General features: G+C 62.7%; 18 protein-coding genes and 1 tRNA gene. 6 read left to right on the top strand and 13 right to left on the bottom strand.

What is annotated here, in order from left to right; all coding sequences use genetic code 11:
• Positions 1-108: 108 nt before the first annotated feature.
• Both AC1RJY_RS14200 and AC1RJY_RS14195 read left to right on the top strand, forming a co-directional pair.
• Complete coding sequence (locus tag AC1RJY_RS14200) at positions 109-1,602, top strand: NAD-dependent succinate-semialdehyde dehydrogenase (protein ID WP_011773602.1); 1,494 nt, start codon at positions 109-111, stop codon at positions 1,600-1,602.
• A gap of 421 nt (positions 1,603-2,023) precedes the next feature.
• The gene (locus tag AC1RJY_RS14195) at positions 2,024-2,161 is read left to right on the top strand and encodes a hypothetical protein (protein WP_210064554.1); all 138 of its coding nucleotides are present in this window, start codon (positions 2,024-2,026) and stop codon (positions 2,159-2,161) included.
• Positions 2,162-2,188: 27 nt separating this feature from the next.
• On the opposite strand, the gene AC1RJY_RS14190 is transcribed toward AC1RJY_RS14195, so the two are convergent.
• From AC1RJY_RS14190 to AC1RJY_RS14175, 4 genes are all read right to left on the bottom strand, one after another.
• Complete coding sequence (locus AC1RJY_RS14190; RefSeq protein ID WP_498602589.1) at positions 2,189-2,806, bottom strand: DUF3592 domain-containing protein; 618 nt, start codon at positions 2,804-2,806, stop codon at positions 2,189-2,191.
• 40 nt (positions 2,807-2,846) lie between these two features.
• Entirely contained in the window at positions 2,847-4,076 is a 1,230-nt protein-coding gene (locus tag AC1RJY_RS14185; protein ID WP_498602570.1) for an amidohydrolase, read from the bottom strand.
• A 43-nt stretch (positions 4,077-4,119) separates the two neighbouring features.
• Entirely contained in the window at positions 4,120-4,854 is a 735-nt protein-coding gene (locus AC1RJY_RS14180) for a hypothetical protein (RefSeq protein ID WP_011773599.1), read from the bottom strand.
• 64 nt (positions 4,855-4,918) lie between these two features.
• Positions 4,919-5,671 (bottom strand): DUF5058 family protein, encoded by a 753-nt coding sequence (locus AC1RJY_RS14175; RefSeq protein WP_498602569.1) that lies wholly within the window; start codon positions 5,669-5,671, stop codon positions 4,919-4,921.
• A 274-nt stretch (positions 5,672-5,945) separates the two neighbouring features.
• On the opposite strand from AC1RJY_RS14175, the gene AC1RJY_RS14170 reads away from it, so the two are divergent.
• Positions 5,946-7,394 carry an amidase gene (locus AC1RJY_RS14170; protein ID WP_014920816.1) on the top strand — a complete coding sequence of 483 codons (1,449 nt, stop codon included), beginning with the start codon at positions 5,946-5,948 and terminating at the stop codon, positions 7,392-7,394.
• Here the strand turns inward: AC1RJY_RS14170 and AC1RJY_RS14165 are convergent.
• The 9 genes from AC1RJY_RS14165 to AC1RJY_RS14125 form a co-directional block, all read right to left on the bottom strand.
• Complete coding sequence (locus AC1RJY_RS14165; protein ID WP_210064557.1) at positions 7,375-8,331, bottom strand: Lrp/AsnC family transcriptional regulator; 957 nt, start codon at positions 8,329-8,331, stop codon at positions 7,375-7,377. The genes AC1RJY_RS14170 and AC1RJY_RS14165 overlap by 20 nt on opposite strands.
• Before the next feature lie 141 nt (positions 8,332-8,472).
• On the bottom strand, positions 8,473-9,312 hold the full coding sequence (locus AC1RJY_RS14160) for an aldo/keto reductase (protein ID WP_498602568.1): 840 nt from the start codon (positions 9,310-9,312) through the stop codon (positions 8,473-8,475).
• 136 nt (positions 9,313-9,448) lie between these two features.
• Positions 9,449-9,889 carry a hypothetical protein gene (locus AC1RJY_RS14155; protein WP_011773594.1) on the bottom strand — a complete coding sequence of 147 codons (441 nt, stop codon included), beginning with the start codon at positions 9,887-9,889 and terminating at the stop codon, positions 9,449-9,451.
• A gap of 8 nt (positions 9,890-9,897) precedes the next feature.
• Positions 9,898-10,554, bottom strand: a complete 657-nt coding sequence (locus tag AC1RJY_RS14150; protein ID WP_498602567.1) for a bacterial proteasome activator family protein — start codon at positions 10,552-10,554, stop codon at positions 9,898-9,900.
• A gap of 91 nt (positions 10,555-10,645) precedes the next feature.
• Positions 10,646-10,837 carry a YbdD/YjiX family protein gene (locus tag AC1RJY_RS14145; RefSeq protein ID WP_498602566.1) on the bottom strand — a complete coding sequence of 64 codons (192 nt, stop codon included), beginning with the start codon at positions 10,835-10,837 and terminating at the stop codon, positions 10,646-10,648.
• 12 nt (positions 10,838-10,849) lie between these two features.
• Positions 10,850-13,120: a carbon starvation CstA family protein gene (locus AC1RJY_RS14140; protein WP_011773591.1), complete on the bottom strand. Its 2,271-nt coding sequence runs from the start codon at positions 13,118-13,120 to the stop codon at positions 10,850-10,852.
• 183 nt (positions 13,121-13,303) lie between these two features.
• Complete coding sequence (locus tag AC1RJY_RS14135) at positions 13,304-13,441, bottom strand: hypothetical protein (RefSeq protein ID WP_162486109.1); 138 nt, start codon at positions 13,439-13,441, stop codon at positions 13,304-13,306.
• A 229-nt stretch (positions 13,442-13,670) separates the two neighbouring features.
• Complete coding sequence (locus AC1RJY_RS14130; protein WP_011773590.1) at positions 13,671-14,210, bottom strand: PadR family transcriptional regulator; 540 nt, start codon at positions 14,208-14,210, stop codon at positions 13,671-13,673.
• A 30-nt stretch (positions 14,211-14,240) separates the two neighbouring features.
• Positions 14,241-15,224 carry an NAD(P)H-quinone oxidoreductase gene (locus AC1RJY_RS14125; protein WP_498602565.1) on the bottom strand — a complete coding sequence of 328 codons (984 nt, stop codon included), beginning with the start codon at positions 15,222-15,224 and terminating at the stop codon, positions 14,241-14,243.
• 101 nt (positions 15,225-15,325) lie between these two features.
• Between AC1RJY_RS14125 and AC1RJY_RS14120 the strand changes: the two genes are divergently transcribed.
• The 3 genes from AC1RJY_RS14120 to AC1RJY_RS14110 all read left to right on the top strand — a co-directional run bounded on the left by AC1RJY_RS14120 (position 15,326) and on the right by AC1RJY_RS14110 (position 21,112).
• A tRNA-Ser gene (locus AC1RJY_RS14120) sits at positions 15,326-15,413 on the top strand.
• A gap of 193 nt (positions 15,414-15,606) precedes the next feature.
• A complete protein-coding gene (locus tag AC1RJY_RS14115) occupies positions 15,607-16,392 on the top strand; it encodes a VOC family protein (protein ID WP_014920813.1) in 786 nt (261 codons plus the stop codon).
• Positions 16,393-16,582: 190 nt separating this feature from the next.
• Positions 16,583-21,112: an ExeM/NucH family extracellular endonuclease gene (locus AC1RJY_RS14110; RefSeq protein WP_374100548.1), complete on the top strand. Its 4,530-nt coding sequence runs from the start codon at positions 16,583-16,585 to the stop codon at positions 21,110-21,112.
• Positions 21,113-21,138: the final 26 nt, after the last annotated feature.

Below are 21,138 nucleotides of genomic sequence, written 5' to 3'. Positions count from 1 at the left end.
ACTCATATTGCAGGAAACTATTTTTCCCACACTGCAGACATGTTGTCCACCAACCGATAGAATCGGGATCACATCACATAGATCACATCACATAGCAAGGAGAACAAGATGACTTTTGCCCTGAGTGAGAGCGAGCTGCGTGAGAGCGAGCTGCTCGCCTCAGTACCCACCGGCCTTCTGATTGGCGGCGAATGGCGTCAGGCCGCCTCCGGAGCGACATTCGACGTTGAAGATCCCGCCACTGGCAAGGTCTTGGTAAGCATCGCTGACGCTGCCGCCGAAGACAGCTTGGCCGCCCTCGATGCAGCCGCTGCCGCCCAGGAGACATGGGGGGCCGTGGCACCGAGGGAACGCGGTGAAATCCTGCGCCGCGCGTTCGAGCTGGTCACAGAGCGAGCCGACGACTTTGCCTTGCTGATGACGCTCGAGATGGGCAAACCGCTGGCCGAAGCCAAGGGCGAAGTCGCCTATGGGGCCGAGTTCTTGCGCTGGTTTTCAGAAGAGGCAGTCCGGACATGGGGCCGTTATTCGGTGTCTCCCGATGGGAAGTCACGGCTTCTGGTTCAAAAGAAGCCGGTGGGTCCCTGCCTTCTGATTACTCCGTGGAATTTCCCGCTGGCGATGGCCACGAGGAAGATCGCCCCCGCCGTGGCCGCAGGGTGCACCATGGTGCTCAAGCCCGCCAGATTGACTCCCCTTACGTCCCAGCTATTCGCTCAGGTCCTGCAGGAGGCCGGCCTTCCCGCCGGGGTTCTCAACGTGGTCCCATCCACGAGGGCTGGCGCCACCACCGGGCCGCTGATCAAAGACTCCAGGTTGCGGAAACTTTCCTTCACCGGCTCAACCGAAGTCGGCAGGCGTTTGCTTTCCGATGCCTCGGAGACAGTGCTGCGCACCTCGATGGAATTGGGTGGGAATGCGCCGTTCGTTGTCTTCGGCGATGCGGATATTGATGCCGCGGTAGACGGCGCCATGCTTGCGAAGCTGCGCAACATGGGCGAAGCCTGCACCGCAGCGAACAGGTTCATCGTCCAGGACTCAATTGCTGACGAGTTCACGGAGAAGTTTGCCGCACGCATGGCCTCGCTGAATACCGCCCGAGGTACGGAGCCCGACTCGCAGATCGGACCCATGATCGATGCCAAGAGCAGGGACAAAATTCACTCACTGGTGACGGACGCGGTAACCGCCGGCGCCACTGTAATAACGGGTGGGACCCCCGTTGATGGGCCAGGTTACTTCTACCCGCCAACTATTCTCACGGGAGTCACCGAAGGATCGCCCATTCTTTCCGAGGAAATATTCGGCCCTATCGCACCTATCGTGATTTTCTCAACGGAGGAAGAAGCGGTCCGGCTGGCCAACAACACGGAGTACGGGCTTGCTGCCTACGTTTTCACCAGGGACCTGAACCGTGGGCTGAGGGTGAGCGAGAAGCTTGATACCGGAATGCTGGGCTTGAATGCAGGCATCATCTCCAACGCAGCAGCACCCTTTGGCGGAGTGAAACAATCCGGGCTCGGCCGCGAAGGTGGACTCGAGGGCATTGAAGAATACCTTTCCACCCAGTACGTCGGCATAGCCGTTCCGGCTGAGGCTTAGGAAGTCCGATAGTGGCACGACTGCGGTCCGTGGATGCGCTGCCGGGCGACCATGGGCCGCAGTCACGTCCGATCTGATGCGATGAGATGGGCAAAGAGCGACCGGGACGGCAGAGAGTGGGAAGCTGAGGAGTTTGACCGTCAGGAACCGGAGTTACAACAGAATCTGCGACCCTCGTTGATTTGTCTCGGATGCGGCGCCCCGGCATCATTTCAGTCCTCTTCGGCCAGGCGGAGACCTACGTTCGGGGCACGCCACCGACCAGGTTGCGTCGTCTGCACCCCAGGGTGGGGAGTTTTTAGATACCTGACCTGAAATTCGCCAGCGCGGTTCGGCGCTCACCATTGAAGCAGGTCCTGCCACATAACCTTCCGACAAGAAAGACCCCAGCATGCAAGAAGCACGCGGGAAGCGAAATTCAGTGAGTGTAATTGCCGATAGTCGTGAGGAACGTGACGACCGACTTGAGGCAGCCGTCGCATCATTGCGCGACGTGGCCACAGAACTCCGCATGGGGATCTTGGTGACACGGGAGCTGGACGAATCCGTAGGCATGTGATGTGATGCGGGTTTGTCTTGCCCGCTATCAGCCCACGGGGAAGATCCCGATAAACCACAATGAACCCGCAGCAAAGAAGGCGAAAGCGGGAATCAAACAGCCACCCACCACTTTGGACTGCGTCACCATTTGATAGGACTCACTGGGATCTGCCGGGTTAAAGGCCACAGCCAGCGGCGACCCTGGTTCAGTTTCGACCGCCGTGGAGATGTCCGACTCTCCGCGGAAAACATCGCCGCGGGCGTCGCTGAATTGGTAGTACGGCCAGAAACGGCGGTTGCGGCTGGAGTTGCCCACGCCGGTGGTCCAGCCGTGCCGGCTGCCTGTCACGGTCGCGAGGACTTTAGGCCAATCCGCCATCAACGTTTCTCGCCGCCTCATGTCTTTGATGGTGCGGCAAAGCGCCCATACGACGGCGACGACAAAGAGAGCCCAAACTACGTAAAGCACGATTTTCACAAGTGTTCCCCCACGCCAAGTCCTCACGATCACATCAGCCGCGGGTACTCCGCATCTTACTTGGCAGCCAAGGACCAACATCTCCAAGCGGGACGCTTCGCTCTCAGCGGTCTGGTCACACGCATCGCAGCCGCAGATGAGAAACGGGAAATCGTGGCCGTCTTGTAGGAAAGCGGTGACGGCAATCCAGATGCGGGCCCGGATACTTGGACCCGCATCCAGGGCGTCAGTTGCCCAGCCGGGAAAGGAGGACGGCGACGGCGGCAGAGACTCCCCCGGCCAGCGACCCTTCCAGCTCGGGAGCGAAGAACGGCGAATGGTTAACCGGAGTGGGACCAGGTCCTTCGTGTCCGGCCGCGGGCGTGCCGCCGAACATCCAGAACACTGACGGCACTCCGATGGCGGTACCCAGGTGCCCGAAGTCCTCGCTGCCCATCATCGGTGGGGTGATTTCGACTGCCTCATCCCCCAACGCAAGCCGCAGTGCCCCGATAACGGACGGAACGGCGTCGGGATCGTTGAAGCATTGCGGGAAGCGGTACATTTCCTCGATGGTCGGCTTCGGCGCCCCGGACGCGACGGCCTCTGCCTCGATGATGCGGCGGACGGCGGCGAGGACCTGGCCGCGGACGTCCTGATCGAACGTGCGGATATTGAGGGTGAACTCGGCGGAGGCCGGGATGATGTTTTCCTTGAGGCCGGCATGGAATGTCCCCACCGTCACGACGGCTGACTTCCGCGGGTCCAGCTCGCGGGACACGATCCCCTGCAGCCGCGTGACCATGTGCGCGGCCATCACGATGGGGTCGATGGAATCCTGTGGCTGGGAGCCGTGCGACTGTTGGCCGTGCACCGTGACCCTGAGCGAGTCTGCCATGGCGGCTACCGGTCCGCTGGAAATCGCAACCGTTCCCACCGGCCGGGGCATGACGTGCTGCCCGAAGACCACTTCCGGCCGCGGTGCTCTATCCCAGAGTCCGTCGTCGAGCATGGCGAGCGCGCCGGCCGCAGTCTCTTCACCGGGTTGGAAGATCAACACCAGCGTCCCCGACCAAGCGTCCAGGCTGCCGGCGAGCACCTCGGCGGCACCCAGCAGGCTGGCCACATGGGTGTCATGGCCACAGCCGTGCATGACCGGAACTACCGTGCCGTCCGGCAGTGTGCCTGTATCCGTGCTGGCGTAGTCCAACCCGGTAGCTTCCTCGATGGGCAGACCATCGGAATCGGCGCGGAAGGCCACCACGGGTCCGTCGCCGTTACGCAGAATTCCCACCACTCCGGTGCCGCCGCAGCGGAAGTGCTCGATTCCCAAGCCGTCCAGTTGCTTCTCGATCAAGCTGGCTGTGGCGAACTCCTGCATGGAGAGTTCCGGATGTGCGTGAAGGTGCCGATACAGGCTGTGGAGCTTGGTGGTCTGTTCGGAATCGAGCTGGAGGGCGGTAGCTGTTGACGTCATGGGTCCTGTCTTCCTGGTGGATGCGGGCTTGTTCCGGGTACTGCTATTCGATGTGGATGGGCTTCGATTCAGTGATGGCGGCTTTCCCTCGGAAGAACCACGCCAGCAGGATGGTGCCCAGAACGGCAATGGCGGTTGACACCATCGCGAGCGACGGCACCAGCGGCAGCACAACGAACACGACGACGGCTGAGACCAGCAAGGCGAACACGGTGGTGCGGGGTTGCTTCATGGATACGATCGCCTGTACCAGTACGGCGCCAAGAACGGTGGGCAGCACGTAAAGCCGGGTGACGAGCAATACCGACGGTGGGATGACACTGATCAGCCAGCTACCCAGCAGGCCAACAAAGATCGCCAGCGAGATCAGGTGGACTACGGCGGCTCCGCAAATGGCGACGACGGCGGCCAGTTCCGCCCGCTTGCTGCCCGGCTTTGCGCCGATGTTGGTTTGGGCGATCAGTGCCGCCGGCAGGAGCTTGTTGGAGATGTTGCCGATCATGAACGCCTGGTACATCGCGGCAGGTCCAAGGATGGGGTAGTACGTGAGTGGCTCGACGATCCAGATGATGCCGAACGTGGCAGCAACGGCTGCGAACGCGATCCAGAGTTGGGCCGGGCCTATGTCCAGGCCGGTGGCGAAGACCAGGTACAAGGGACCGGCCACGGAGATGAGCAGGCCGCCAATCATGGTGATCTGGCCCCAGCGGGAGGTGGTGCGGTTGAAGTCCGCCATGGCGGTGCTAGTGGTGGCGGGAGCGGAAGTGATGGAAGACATGAAGGGTGTTCCTTTCGAGCTCAGGGGATGACGACGGATGCCGATTGAGTGAGGGGCGATGTCGTCAGGAGCCGACGGCCGGACCGACGGCGAGGTAGGCGGCGGTCAGGCCGATGACAATGGAGATGCCGAGTCCCCATTCACGCAGCCAGCTCTTGCCGAGTTTCTTGGCCAGCAGCAGGCAGGTGCCCATGACCGCCGCGGAGACAACGAAGGACAGCACGTGAATCGCGGATTTGGGCAGTTCGGTGAGCCCCAGGCAGGAGAAGGCGCCGATCAGGGCGGCTGCCGGAACAATGGCCATGGCAGCGGGGTTCACAGAGCGGATCTTGGCGTCTCCCTTGCGCAGCAGAGGGGTCAGGATCAGGGTGGCGAGCATCCACATCGCTCCGCCGATGCTCATGGCGAAGAACGCCACGGCGAAGACGCTCTGCGTGTAGCTGGCGTCGCCCAGCTTGGCACCCATGGAACCGGCGGCGATGCCTGCGGCCGAAACGTCATAGGCAGCGGAGCCGATCAGGCCAATCCTGGACAGGACCGCCGGGGCGCCGAAAAGGCCTAGGAGGGCGATGGCCACCAGCGATACCGCCAGGGAGGGGCCGATGGCCGAGACTGCCCCGGACCGGAACGAGGTCTTGATGTCTTGGGTGCTCATGTCCACGGAGGGAGCAGCACGTCGGGCGGCCTTCATGAAGATGACGGACTGAATGATGATGACGCCGAAGACGCCCGCCACGCAGATCCAGAGGACGGGATTGTTGGCAATTGCCGTGATGTCAGTGGGGGCGAGTGGTTGAAGTGCTAGGGGTTGGTGCATGGGAACCTCCCAGGTGTTGGCCCCTTGGCAAGTCCGCATCCGGACGACGCTGTGCGGTATGTGGCGCCGCGGGGCAAATCTTCTCCCATCGACCAGATCGGCCAGTGGGTTACCATCACCCTCTGCTATGAGCCGGATCACACACAATAGCTGACGGAATCAGCCACGTTGCTGGCTGAATCAGTCAAAGCCTGCCTGCGGTGGCGACAGAGCTACCCCGGCACAGTGTGACCCGACACACTTTCAGGGAGAAGCAATCCAGCAAAGGAGCACCATGCCTGACACCATTGGCGAGCTGTCCGCCGTCGAACTTTCCGCAGCGATCCGTGAGAAGAAAGTCTCCGCGCGCGAGGTCTTGGCCGAACACCTCAATCGCATTTCCGAAGTAAACCCCGTAATCAATGCCGTGGTGACCCTCGATGCCGATGGAGCCCAGGCCGTGGCGCACCGCGCCGACCAGCTGACGGCCTCGGGCGCCCTGCTCCCTCCGCTCCACGGCGTTCCCATGACGCATAAGGACACCAACAACACTGCCGGAATGCGCACCACCCAAGGCTCCCTCGCCTTACGCGACTTTGTTCCCGACGCCGACGACCTCATCATTGCGCGGCTGAAAGCGGCCGGAGTGATCAGCACAGGAAAGTCGAATGTTCCCGAGTTTGGAGCCGGATCGCACACGTTCAACGATCTCTTCGGAACCACCACCAACCCGTACGCACCCACCCTGAGTGCAGGCGGCAGCAGCGGCGGGGCGGCCGCCGTCGTCGCCTCCCGCGTCCAAAGCATCGGCGACGGCAGCGACATGGGCGGATCGCTCCGCATCCCGGCTTCCTTCTGCAATGTGGTGGGCTTCAGGCCGTCGACGGCGGTCATCCCCATGCCGTCCGACATCAACGCCTACTCGTGGCTGGGACGGACAGGACCAATGGCACGGAGCATTGAGGACATTGCCCTTTTTATGTCCGTGACCGCGGGCAAGGATCCCCGAATCCCGCACCCGGCCGGGCTCGATCCGGAAGTTTTTCGGTCCAGCCTGGAGACTGACATGCGTGGGGTTCGTATTGGCTGGTCCCGTGACTTTGGCATCGGCGTTCCCGTAGAAGCGGAGATCCTGGACCATCTGGAACGGCAACTGGCGATCTTTGAGGACCTGGGGGCGATCGTGGAGGAAGCCACTCCGGATTTCAGCGAAGCAGACCTGGTGTTCGGCAATACCCGAGCCATGGACTTCGCCGCGGGACTCGGGCCTATCCTTGAGCGGGCCGGGGATGTGGTCAAGCCGGAAGTGCACTGGAACGTCAATAAGGGGTTCGCTTTGACTGCCCGTGACCTCATTGAAACTGCGGCCGCCCGAAGCCGCCTTGAACGCAGCGTCCAGGAGTTCTTTGGACGCTACGACCTTTTCGCCAGCCCTTGCGCCCAAGTGCTCCCCTTCGACGCGACGCTGCGGTATCCCACAGACGTGGCAGGTGTCCCTTCGGAGACGTACCTGGACTGGATGCGATCAGCCTGCCTGCTGTCTGCCACCGGACTGCCTGTGCTCAGCGTGCCGGCGGGCTTCAGCTCCATCGGATTGCCCATAGGCCTCCAGCTCGCGGGCAACCACTACACGGATATGCAGCTGCTCCGTTACGGACGCGCCTTTGAGCAGCAGACGGGGTACGCCGCCGTCGCTCCTGTCATGACGGCGAGGCCTGCACCCCTTACGACGATGAGCGCATAATCCGTCCGCCGCGCTTCCGCGCATCGAGAAGAATGGACACATCCACTCCGGTGGCCTCCTGCGCCCACTCCGAGTCGGTGATGAAGCGGTAGAGGGACGACATGTCCTCCACAGTGACGTCAGCCACGATCTGGTAGTCCCCGGCAATCGCCGCGGCATAGCGAACCGTGGGAAGCTCAGCGAGGCTCCGTCCCACGCGCTCAACATGCTGCGGCGATGCGCGGATCCAGAGAAGGGCCTCAACGCCAAGTCCAAAGGCAGCCGGTTCAACGATCGCCCGCAATTGGATGTGATTGTTGGCCAGCAACCATTCGCTGCGTCGCCGGGCAGTTGCTTCCGAAACGCCAACACGGCGCCCAAGCGCTTCGAAGCTCGCCCGGCCATCGGCGCACAGGGCATCGATGAGTTCATTATCCTGGCGGCTCAGGTCCTGCAGCGGCACCAGGATTCCGGAATCCTTGGTGAGATCCGACCGGAGCGCTTCGGCTTTGTCAGGGGCGAGAACCTCCGGCCGCCACCCTCGGATGGTCCTGAAGTAGCGGAGCACGGGATAGCTGGTGGAATCACGCAAGCCGATGGTGGAGGGCAACTCATCGGAAAGAACATCGCCCATCCGGGACGGTTCCGTGAGTATTTCCGCGACGCAGTCACCGGTGCCGGTGGTGGTGTAAACAAACGTGGTGTCGGCACGCTGCGCGAGGGCGTTGGACGCCGCCCGAACCGTTCCGGGCATGCAGCGCATCTCCACCAGCACCACGGCGGGCCTGGGCCGGATACCCACCACAGCCACGGAGCCGGACTCCAACAACAGCGATCCCCGGCGGGCGACAGTTCGCTCGGCTTCGCCGAGGACGGCCGCTATCTTCCGCCAAGGGCAGCGGGGATCCTGTTGGAGGGCAGCCACGATCTGCCGCTCCAATGCGTCAAACACCACCATGCAAACTCCGTCCGTCTGGGTCGATCAATTTCACCACGGACTCGGGGGGCTGTGACACGACGGCGAGTGCCGCCGTCGAGCGTTAACGGCAGGTGCCCCGCCCCCAAGGAAGGGGACGGGGCACCGTGGTCAGGCGTCGGGTTAGGCGAAGTCGGAGACTGCCGGGTCCGGGCCGATGCGGCCTTCAGCACCGCGGTCCAGGCCGTTGATGGCCTCGACGTCGGTGGCGTCCAGTGTGACGTTGAGAGCCTCGAAGTTCTCCTGAATGCGGGACTGGGTGACGGACTTGGGGATCACCACGTTTCCGATGGCCAGGTGCCAGGCGATGATGACCTGGGCCGGAGTTGCACCGTGCTTGGCCGCGATCTCAGCCACGGTGGCACTCTCCAAGAGCTCGCCACCCTGGCCCAGCGGGGACCAAGCCTGCGTCAGGATGCCCTTGGAAGCATTGAACTCACGAAGGTCGGCCTGGTTGAAGAACGGGTGCAGCTCTACCTGGTTGATGGCCGGAACAACGCCGGTTTCATCGATGATGTGCTGCAGGCCTTCCTTGGTGAAGTTGGAGACGCCGATGGACTTGACCCGGCCGCGCTTCTTGAGCTCGATCAGGGCCTTCCAGGTATCAACGTACTTTTCCTGCTTGGGCTGCTGCCAGTGAATCAGGTAAAGATCCAGAGTCTCGATGCCCAGGCGGTCCATGGACTCTTCAAAAGCCGCGAGTGTGGATTCGTAGCCCTGGTCAGCGTTCCACAGCTTGGTGGTGATGAAGATTTCCTCGGCGGAGAGGCCGGAGGAAGCAATGGCACGGCCGACGCCAGCCTCGTTGCCGTAGATTTTGGCGGTATCGATGTGGCGGAAGCCGGCCTCGAAAGCCTGGCGCACCACCTTTTCGGCTACATCGTCTTCAACTTGCCACACCCCGTAGCCGAGCTGGGGGATGGTGTTGCCGTCGTTGAAAGTAAGTGTTGGTGACGAAGTCATGTCTGCCATCCTGCCAGCAAACGTTTGTCAAAACGGCCGAATGTTACGCGGATCAGCTATGCGCTTAACTTCTTGCAAACAGGGAATAAGGGCGCGCGCGGGTAGTTGCGCACGCGCGGCTTTAATGTGCTGCTGCTTAGGCGTTGAGTTGGCGCTCCGCGTCAGCAACCTGCTCAAAGACCGATTCGGCCCGTCGCCGAACGGACAATGCGCCTACTGGAACGGGTCCCACGGCCAACCTCAACATGGCTGCGGCCTCGGCTGTGGTCGCCAGGGAGTTTCCTGCTTTGGACAGGGCTCGGTGCACGCCGGCCAGTGTTCCCGGGACATCCAGTCCATCGCTTGGAGACCTCTTCTGCGCCTCGACGCAGACAGTCCTCACGCGTGGCGATAGCTCGGCAAGTTCGTTAGCTATCTGAACGAGCTCGTTATAGAGCTGCTCATCATCAACGCCCTCGAGGACTTGGTGGTATCGGTCCAGCCCCCGGTGAAAACGGTCATGGGCACGGCGCCACAGTCCCTTGCCCAGCTCCAGATCGTCCTTCCGCCCTTGCCGGACGGCCCCAAAGAAACCCACCTGGGAACTCAGAGGTACTGGCCCGGGCCGTGGTCGGGGTCTTCCCTGCGGCCCTGGGCAGCAGCGCCGGGTGCACCGGGTGCAGCCGCCCGCTGCGGTTGGCCATTCTCGCCAATGACGATACCCGGCGCAATGACAGTCCCCGGCGGAAGTTGACGGAGTTGCATCTGCGCGGCCGCGTGTTCCTTGGCAGCCTGCTGAGCGGCGATCGCGGCCTGAATGCCATGGAACAAGCCCTCCAGCCAGCCGACGAGTTGTGCCTGCGCGATCCGAAGCTCCGCATCGGAGGGCGCTTTCTCGTCAGGGAAAGGCAAGCTGATCCGTTCCAGCTCCTCAATGAGTTCCGGAGCCAGCCCATCTTCAAGTTCCTTGATGGACCGCTCGTGGATCTCGGCCAGTCGACCCCGGGCAGCATCGTCCAAGGGCGCAGCCTTAACTTCCTCCAGGAGCTGGCGGACCATGGTGCCGATCCGCATCACCTTGGCCGGCTCATCCACGAGTTCGTGAAGGTTCCCGCCCTTGGGCTTGGCTGACTCCTTCGCGGACTCCCCCTGCGGGGCTGGTTGCTCCTCCGGGCTTGCCGTACCCTCGTACAGCGTGGTTCCTTCCACGGGGGTGTCGTCCGAAGCCTCATCCGTGGGCTGAATGTTGTTCAGATCGCTCATTCGTTCATACTCTCATGTGCTTTACGCGAACCACTGTCCAGGCCCTGAATTTGGACTTCGTTCGTAGCGAAACTCCCTTCCGGGTGCTGCCTCAGCAGCACCTGCCCTGCGGGTTGCTGTCCTGCCGGTCCATCCGGTCCCGCCAGAACTCGCGTTCAGTCATGGCGGGACCGGAATGGCCGCTTGCTTCGAAATGCTCAAGGTACTTCCGGTACGCGTCAGCACCCATGAGCGAGCCCATGTAGGTGGCGAAGCCCCGGAGGCCTTTAATGACGGTGTTCATTGGTAGCCTTCATCAGTGATGGCCGGCCTTCTGGGTCCGTTTCTCCGCAGGCAAGGCGTTCCACTCCGCGAGCAACTTCTTCTCAGCAACCGTCGGGAACAGCCCCGCCGGTGCGTACACCTTGGAAGGAACCGGTGGGTCCTCGTGGTCCTGACCGCCGCCGGCACGGATGGCCCTGATGGTGGCAATCAGCGCAGCAACGATCACGATGATGCTCAACGTCACGAAGATGACCGAAAGCACGCCCTGGATCATGGTGTTGCGGACCACGGCCTCCATGGCAGCGACGGTCTTGGCCGTGCCGAACTCCGTCTTGCCGTCAGCGAGTGCTTTGGAGAAGGCCTGGTTGTTCGCGAAGTAGCCCACTGCGGGGACAGGCGAGAAGATCTTGTGGAAGCTGGCAGTGATGGTCACAACCGCCGCGAACGCCAGCGGAGCTGCCACGATCCACAGCCATTTGAACACGCCACGCTTGGCAGTGATGGCCATGCACACCGCCAGCGCAATGGCAGCGAGAAGCTGGTTGGCGATGCCGAACAGCGGGAAGAGCGTGTTAATGCCACCCAGCGGATCAGTGACGCCCATCAGGAGCACGGCACCCCACGCACCCACCATGATGGCGGTGCACAGCCAGGCTCCGGGGCGCCACGAGGCCTCCTTGAACTTGGGAACAAAGTTGCCGATGGAGTCCTGCAGCATGAAGCGGGCAACACGGGTGCCTGCGTCAACGGCGGTAAGGATGAAGAGGGCTTCGAACATGATGGCGAAGTGGTACCAGAAAGCCATCATCCCCGGTCCGCCGATGAACTGCTGCATGATGTGCGCCAAACCGACTGCCAGCGTGGGAGCGCCACCGGAACGGGAAATGATGCTTTCCTCGCCGACGTCCTTTGCGGTCTGGGCCAGCACGTCCGGGGTGATGTTCACATTGGCCAGGCCAAGGCTGTTCACCCACTGCGCCGCGGATTCCACAGTGCCGCCGGTAAGGGCCAGAGGTGCGTTCATGGCGAAGTAGATGCCACGGTCGATCGAGATCGCGGCCACCAAGGCCATGATGGCCACGAAGGACTCCATCAGCATGCCGCCGTAACCGATGAAGCGGGTCTGCCGTTCCTTCTCGATCAGCTTGGGTGTGGTTCCCGAAGAAATGAGCGCATGGAAACCGGACAGGGCGCCACAAGCGATGGTGACGAACAGGAACGGGAACAGTGCGCCGGAGAACACAGGGCCGTTCTCCCGGCTGGCGAACTCGCTGAACGCCGGGACGGTGATCTCCGGCCGCACCACGATGATGGCGAGCGCGAGCATCACGATCACGCCGATCTTCATGAACGTGGAGAGGTAATCGCGCGGAGCCAGGAGCAGCCAGACGGGCAGGATTGCGGCGATGAAACCGTAAATGATGATGCCCCAGGCAATGGTGACCTTGTCCAAGTGGAAGAAGGCCGCACCCCACTCGGTACCGGCAACGGCGCCGCCGCCGATGATGGCTGCCATCAGGAGCACGAAGCCGATGATGGACACCTCCATCACCTTGCCCGGCCGGATGAAGCGCAGGTAGACACCCATGAACAACGCGATGGGGATGGTCATGCCCACGGAGAACACGCCCCACGGGCTCTCGCCGAGGGCGTTGACCACCACCAGCGCGAGGATGGCCACAATGATGATCATGATGAGCAGGGTTGCGATGAGGGCAGCAGTGCCGCCGATGACGCCCAATTCTTCACGTGCCATCTGGCCCAGGGAACGTCCACCGCGGCGCATGGAGAAGAACATGACCAGGTAGTCCTGCACTGCCCCGGCGAGGACGACGCCGATGATGATCCAGATTGTGCCGGGAAGGTAACCCATCTGGGCCGCGATGACGGGTCCCACCAGCGGGCCGGCGCCCGCAATGGCCGCGAAGTGGTGCCCGAAAAGGACATTGCGGTCCGTGCGGACGTAGTCCTTGCCATCGGCCTTGTACTCGGCAGGGGTGGCACGGCGATCATCGGGCTTGAGCAGATAGCGCTCAATAACCTTGGAGTAGAACCGGTAGCCGATCAAATAGGTACAGACTGCAGCGAAGACAAACCAGATCGCGTTGACGGTCTCGCCGCGAACCAGCGCAAGCATGAACCATGCCACGGCTCCCAGCAGCGAAATCGCCACCCAAAGCCCGATCTTGGCCGGAGTCCACTTTCGTTCTTCGGCTTCGCGAACAGAATCATCCACGGCCGGTGCAGGCAGTGTGGGATCCAGTCCTTCCGCGAGTCCGGTCTGGTCAGGAACCTTGCCCATATCTCCTCCTTGAGAACTGCTCTGCCGCCGTGGACGCCCGCCCTGGCAGTCACGCGTCACCGGCATGCTACCAAGGAGGTTACTGGTGCAATGTGGAACGCACCGGAGCATCATACATCCGGCGCCGAACGGCGGCGAGGGTGCGACGAACGGCCAACCCTGCTCGCCGATGCGACCATGTGCCTAGTTCCGTTCCTTGAAATATTTGAAGAGCCGGGATTCGCGGCTGAGAGTGGCAGCGAGGAGGCTTCCTGTGATGGCCCCGAGGGTGCCTGCAAGTCCTATGGTGAGGATTTGGCCGTAGAGTGCGGTGGCGATCATCGGCGCACCAAAACGTGCTGCCAGGAGGACGCCTGCTGAGGCGGCCAGTCCACCGGCGCTGGACCATATGCCTGCCTCAACCAGTGTGATGAGGGTGAGGTCGCGCCTGGAGACTCCGGCATGGAGCGACGACGCGTATTCAAGACGCCTACGGGCTCCTCCAAGAAGACCAAAACCACCGGTATTGGCCGAACGGGTCTGGCACCCGCCCGCATCAAGCGGAGTCAGTTCACTCTCCCGGCCGGCGCTGAACTTGCACCATGCGCGCCTCGCAGAGATCCAACCATCGAACTTCCGCTTCGGCCTGGAAAATCAGTGAATCGAGCACCAGGAGCCAGGCGGTATCCGACGATCGTTGGTTGGCGGAGACCGCCTTTCTCGCCTGCGTATGTTCCTGCAGAGCCTTGACCGAGACTTCCCGTTGGGACTGGATCACCGCAGAGGTATCCACGTCCGGAAGCGACACCGCGAGCGCCAACTTGATGGCAATTTCGTTTCGCGGAGGATTGCCCCGGTCCACTGCGCCGGCGAACCACGCTTCGACTTCCTCAGCCCCGGCGTCGGTGATGCTGTACACGACGTGCCCGCCGCCGTCGTCGCCGTCTTTGCTGACCAGGCCGTCGCGCTCCAGCCGGTCCAGCGTTGTGTACACCTGGCCGATGTTCAACGGCCAGGCTGCCCCGGTCCTGTCCTCGAATTCGACGCGCAGCTCATAGCCGTACCGGGGCTGGTCCTGAAGCAGGGCCAGCAAGCTGTGCCGGATGGACATGAGGCTCCTCGCTGCGGTTGGTTGGACGATTCAGAGGAGCAGGAGGACCTTGCCCACGTGCTCGCCGGAGTCAAAGTATTCATGCGCTTCCCGGACTTGATCCAAGGGGAAGGACTTGGCCACAAGGGGCTTGATCCGGCCATCGGTGAGCATGGGCCACACCGACTCACGCACGGCGGACATGATGATGCCCTTTTCAGCGACCGGTCGCGGCCGGAGCGCAGTGCCGATAACGGCGGCCCGCTTGCTGAGCAGCTGCCCAAGGTTGATCTCAGCTTTGGTACCACCTTGCAGGCCGATGACGATGAGTCGTCCGTAGTCGGCGAGCGCCTCGACGTTCTGTTGCAGGTATTTGGCACCCACGACGTCGAGGATCACGTCCGCGCCTTTGCCTCCGTTATGCGCCTTGAGGCTTTCAGCGAAATCCTCTTCGGTGTAGTTGATGGCGATATCGGCACCCAGAAAGGCCTTGGCGGTACCCACTTTCTCGTCAGTGCCCGCCGTGGTTGCCACCTTTGCGCCATAGGCCTTGGCCAGTTGGATGGCCATGGTGCCGATGCCGCCGGTTGCACCGTGGATGAGCACCGTCTCGCCGGGTTGCAGCTGAGCGGTCATGATCAGGTTCGAGTACACCGTGGCCGCAACTTCGGGCAGCGAGGCCGCTGTTATTAGGTCCACACCGTCTGGGACCCGCAGTACTTGCTCCGCCGGGACGGCGACTTGCTGGGCGTAGCCACCGCCGGACAACAGGGCCACTACTTTGTCCCCCACGGAGAATGCCTTGGTGACGCCGGGGCCGAAAGCGGCGATGCGGCCGGAGACCTCCAAGCCAGGAACTTCCGAGGCACCCGGGGGCGGCGGATAGAAGCCACGCCGCTGCTGGACGTCCGCACGGTTCAGGCCCGCAGCCACGACGTCGATCAGCACCTCGCCCTCGCCGGGCACCGGAGAGGGGACCTCGCGGATTTCGAGGACTTCGGGCCCGCCTGGCTCTGAGATGTAGACGGCTTTCATGACGAACTCCCGGTTTCTTGCTTGTCTCCAGACCCCGGGGCAGGGGCCGGAAGACGTGATGTTTTGGAACAGCCAACTCCCTATGAAACACTACTAGGCGAGGAAGGTTGTCCGAGCGGCCTAAGGAGCTGGTCTTGAAAACCAGTGTGCGGTAACCCCGTACCAAGGGTTCAAATCCCTTACCTTCCGCGAATGAGGTGCCCCGGGTCCCAGGACCCGGGGCATTCTTGCGTCTGAGCCAGGGTTCCCGTGCGGAACTGATAACTCACAACCGGAAGATCATTGAAACTGTCAGAGGCCCCGCATAGTGTTCTGTCTGTCTCCACACCACACAGACATCAGCCGCAGTTTTGGCCGCGGCACAACCACAGGAGCCTTACCCATGCCCAAGCCTGACATCACTCCCGGTTCCCCCTGCTGGATCGACCTTGTGACGTCCGATACGGAGAAGGCCAAGGCCTTTTACACGGCACTTTTCGGCTGGACCTATGAAACCGGAGACCAGGAAAAGTACGGCGGCTACATCACGGCTTCCAAGGATGGCCGGATGGTTGCGGGCATCATGGAGAAGCAGGCGGACATGGGGGCCATGCCGGACGTTTGGTCCACCTACCTTCGCACCGACGACATCAAAGCAACCACCGAGGCCGCTGCCGCCAACGGCGGCCGGGTGCTCCTTGAACCCATGGAGGTCCCCGAGCAAGGCAGCATGGCCATGTACGGGGATGCCTCAGGCGCCGCAATCGGCGCCTGGCAGTTCGGTGAAATGAAGGGCTATGAGGTGGCGGCTGAGGCCGGAGCTCCCGCCTGGCATGAACTGCTTTCCAAGGACTACGAGTCCGCGGTCACTTTCTACCAGAAGGTCTTCGGCTGGGACACGGAGGTCATGAGCGACACTCCGGAATTCCGATACACAACCCTGGGTGCCGGTGACGACGCCAAGGCGGGCATCATGGATGCCTCCGGTTTCCTGCCCGAGCAGGTCCCCTCCATGTGGAGTGTGTATTTCGCGGTGGAAGACACGGACGCCACTGCTGAGCGAGCCGCGTCCCTCGGTGCCACCATTATGCAGCCCGCCGAGGACACACCCTTCGGGCGCTTGGCCACGTTATCGGACCCCACCGGCGCCGTTTTCAAGGTGATCCAGGACTTGGGCCAGACCGCCTAGTCGTCGGGCTATTGGGCCGTTGCACGGTCCCTCATTGTTGACCCCAGGTCAACCCTCCATTCATCCGTTCGTGTTCAGCTAGGTCCGAGGCAGCTTTACCCGGGAGTAACTTCCGGCACTCGCCCACTTCACAAGACAGTGGGCGCCATTCATGGAGCTCCACAGGGCTCACTGATGAAAGTTCAAGCGGATGAAATTTATGCATTGGAAATCCTTGGCGGGCACTGTCCTGTCGGCTGGGCTGATTACCGCCCCGCTGACGGCAGTACCGGCCTTTGCAGCTGATGAGCTCGCAGCCGGCGCATCGCCCGTGGTGATCAACGAGGCCTACCTCAGCGGTGGCAGCAACGGTGCGGCCTTCAAGAACAAGTTCGTGGAGCTTTACAATTCCTCGGACGCACCGGTCAGCCTGGCGGGCTGGTCGCTGCAGTACCGGTCTGCCACTACCAGCACAGCGCCCACGGGGATCACGCCCCTGACCGGCAGCATCCCCGCGAAGGGATATTTCCTGGTCCAAGGCGCCACCAACAGCGAAACGTCCACGGCGCCGGAACTACCCAAAGCCGATGTCCAGGCAGCCGGCACGCTGAACCCCAGCGGAACTACCGGGACGCTGATCCTGGCCAAGCAGGCCACTGCCGTCACTCCCCTTCCGACGGGGTCGGTGACGGGCAACGCAGCCATCGCTGACCTCCTGGGCTACGGCACCTCCAACACCTTTGAGACCGCCGTTGCCACCGCACCCACCGTCAACTCGGACGTTAAGAGCCTCAACCGCACCAATGGTGCGGACACCGACTCCAACGCGGCGGATTTCAGCCTCAGCGCCACCATCACCCCCACCGCCTCCAACGGCAGCGGAACCCCGCCCGTTGACCCCCAGCCCGAGCCCGGGGTCAAGACCATCGCCGAGATTCAAGGAACCGGTACAGCCAGCCCGTTTGTTGGCAGCACCGTGACAACCAGCGGCAAGGTCACCGCTGTCTATGCGACCGGCGGTTTCAACGGCTACTACGTCCAAACCGCCGGAAGTGGCGGGGACAACGCGGGGGCGGCCAGGACGGCGTCGGACGCTTTGTTCGTCTATTCGCCGTCGACGGCGCCAACGGTCCAACCGGGCGACTACGTGCAGCTCACCGGTGTGGTCAGCGAATTCGCCAGCCAAACCCAGCTGACCGTTGAGGCGGCGGGGTTAAAGAAGCTGACCGAAGCCGCGCCGGAGGTTAAGTCCACGCCGTTCACGCTGCCAGCCAATGAGGCCGCCCGGGAAAGCCTGGAAGGCATGCTCCTGGCCCCGCAAGGTGACTTTACGGTCTCGGACAACTACTCCCTGAACCAGTACGGCGAGATCGGCCTCGCGGCCGGCACATCGCCTTTGGTACAGCCGACGGCGGTAGCCACCTACGGTTCGCCGGAGTATGCCGCTGTGGTAGCGGACAACGCGCTGCGCGGGATCAAGCTCGACGACGGTGCGTCCACCAACTTCTTGAAGGACGCCACCACCAAGGCCCAGCAATTGCCCTACCTGACCACGTCCGATCCTGTCCGCGTCGGTTCCCCGGCGCAGTTCCGGACTGACGTCATCCTGGGCTACGGCAACAACTCCTGGAAGTTCCAGCCCCTGACTGCGCTGAGCCCGGCCAACGCTGGCTCTGTCCAGCCGGCGAGCTTCACCGCCTCCCGGCCCGAAGGTCCCGCCGACGTGGGGGGCAACCTCAAGCTGGCTTCCTTCAACGTGCTGAACTACTTCCCCACCACCGGTGACCAGCTGGCCGGCTGCGTCTTCTACACCGACCGCGAGGGCAACCCGATCACGGTCAAGGAAGGCTGCAACGCCCGCGGTGCTGCCAACGCGGAGAACTTCGAGCGCCAGCAGAGCAAGATCGTTGCCGCCATCACCAAGTCCGGCGCTGACGTCGTATCCCTTGAAGAGATCGAGAACTCGGCACAGTTCGGCAAGAACCGCGACGACGCCTTGTCCAAGCTGGTGGATGCCCTCAACGTCAAGACACCCGGTGTTTGGGACTACGTGCGCACACCCGCCAACGCTCCCCCGCTGAGCGACGAGGACATGATCCGCACAGCATTCATCTACAAGAAGGCAGCGGCCGAGCCCGTGGGCGAGTCCATCATCCACAACGACACCGTGGCCTTCGCAAGTGCCCGCAAGCCCCTCGCGCAGCTCTTCAAGCCGGTTGGCGGGGACGATGACAAAAAGTTCATCGCGATCGTGAACCACTTCAAGTCCAAGGGCTCCGCCGCGACCCCGGATGACACGGACAAGGGCCAGGGCGCGTCGAACATCGCACGCACAAAGCAGGCTGAATCCCTGCTCGCCTTCTCCAAGGACCTCCAGGCGTCCAAGGGCACGGACAAGGTCTTCCTGATCGGCGACTTCAACGCCTACGCGAAGGAAGATCCCATCAACGTCCTCACCGGCGCCGGTTACACCGACCTTGAGGTGGGTACAGGCAAGCACTCGTACCTCTTCGGAGGCATGGTTGGCTCGCTGGACCACATCCTCGCTTCTCCTGCCGCCCGCAAGGTGGTGACCGGAACAGACATCTGGAACATCAACTCCGTGGAGTCCGTCGCGCTGGAGTACAGCAGGTATAACAACAATGTGACCAACTACTATGCCCAGGACGAGTTCCGGGCCAGCGACCACGATCCTGTGGTGGTGGGCCTGAACCTGACTGCGGACCAACCGGCAACCGTCGACCTGCAGTTCCTGGGTATCAACGACTTCCACGGGCGGATCGACTCAAACACCGTCCTGTTCGCCGGAACGGTGGAAAAGCTCCGCGCTGCAGCTGCTCCCGGCGCTACGGCCTTCATTTCGGCCGGTGACAACATCGGTGCTTCCCTCTTCGCTTCTTCAGTGGCGAAGGACCAACCCACCATCGACGTCTTGAACGCGCTCGAATTGCAGGCTTCCGCTGTAGGCAACCACGAGTTCGACGGCGGTTGGGCGGACCTGCGCGACCGCGTCACAGCTGGAGGTACCAACGCGAAGTTCGCCTACCTGGGCGCGAACGTCTACCAGAAGGGCACCAGCACCCCGGTCCTGCCGGAGTACAAGGTGATGGACATGAACGGCATGCGGGTAGCAGTGATCGGTACTGTCACGCAGGAAGTTCCGTCCCTGGTGACCCCGGCCGGAATCGCGGATCTGGAGTTCGGCGATCCTGTGGAAGCCATCAACCGGGTTGCCGCGAAGATCAAGGCCGACAACCTGGCAGACCTCATCATCGTGGAAAACCACGACGGCGCTGCTTCCGGAACACCCGAGGGCGCCACGTTGGAGCAGGAAGTTGCAGCCGGCGGGCCGTTCGCCAAGCTGGTCAACGAAACCACTCCCGACGTCGCCGCGATCTTCACAGGACACACGCACAAGGAATACGCCTGGGACGCTCCGATCCTGGACGCCAACGGCCAGCCCACCGGCAAGACCCGCCCCATTGTGCAGACTGGCAACTACGGCGAGAACGTAGGCAGCGTGACCCTCACAGTGGACACCGCAAGCAAGTCCGTGACCTCTTACAAGGCCGCCATCGTGGACCGGACTACCGAGACCGCTGAAAGCCTCGTTGCCACCTACCCGCGTGTGGCGGCAGTGAAAACCATCGTGGACAAGGCCCTCGCCCAGGCTGCCGAGATCGGCAACCAGCCGGTAGGCGCGGTGACAGCTGATATCACCACGGCCTTCACCCCGGATCCCGCCGGCGGCGCCCCCAAGCGGGACGATCGCGCGAACGAATCCACGCTCGGCAACCTGGTGGCGGACTCCCTGGTGGATACACTCAAGGCTCCCGAACTGGGTGCGGCGGAGATCGGCGTCGTGAACCCCGGAGGCCTGCGTAATGAGCTGTACTACGCACCGGACGGGACCATCACCTACGCCGAGGCCAACGCGGTCCTGCCGTTCGTGAACAATCTCTGGACCACGTCGCTGACCGGCGCTCAGTTCAAGACGCTCCTGGAGCAGCAGTGGCAGACCAACGCCGACGGCACCATTCCCAGCCGCCCCTACCAGCAGCTGGGCGTGTCCAAGAACGTCAACTACACCTACGACGCCGCCCGCGCCGCAGGTGACCGCATCACCGGCATCTGGGTGAACGGTGCTGTGCTCGATCCTGCCAAGCAGTACAGGATCGGGACGTTCAGCTTCCTGGCTACCGGCGGTGACAACTTCCGGGTCTTCAAGGAAGGGACCAACACCAAAGACACGGGCTTGGTGGACCGCGATGCGTGGATCAAGTACCTGCGCGAGCACAACCCTGTTTCGCCCGACTTCGCACGCCGTTCCGTTGCCGTGGCCAACTCCACGGCGGCTGAGGTCAAGGCCGGAGAGTCCATTACGCTGGCCATCTCCAAGCTGAACCTCACCTCCATCGGCAGCCCGGCCAACGCAACGCTGAATGCAGTGTTCGTCGATGGCAAGGGCTCGGAATCGGCACTCGGTTCGGTCCCGGTGACCGCGGGCACCGCCACGGTGGACCTCAAGGTTCCCGCCGCGGCAGCTGCAGGCACCGGCACGTTGGTGCTGACCGCCGTCGAGAGCGGAACCGTGGTGAAAACGCTGGTGAACGTGGCGGAAAGCGGCACCAACCCGCCGCAGTGCACCGCACCCGTCAAGCCGTCCAAGTGGTACGACATCGTGGGATGGATCCGGTACGGCTTTGCCTGGTTGGAGTACCAGAGGTGCCTGAGGGGCTAGCCGCCCCTGAGCCACAGGGCCGAGAG

It is taken from the genome of Arthrobacter sp. GW822-FHT05G07 (genome assembly GCF_058799755.1).
The sequence above is the reverse complement of the archived record's forward strand: the minus strand, read 5'-3'. Positions and strand labels throughout refer to the sequence as shown.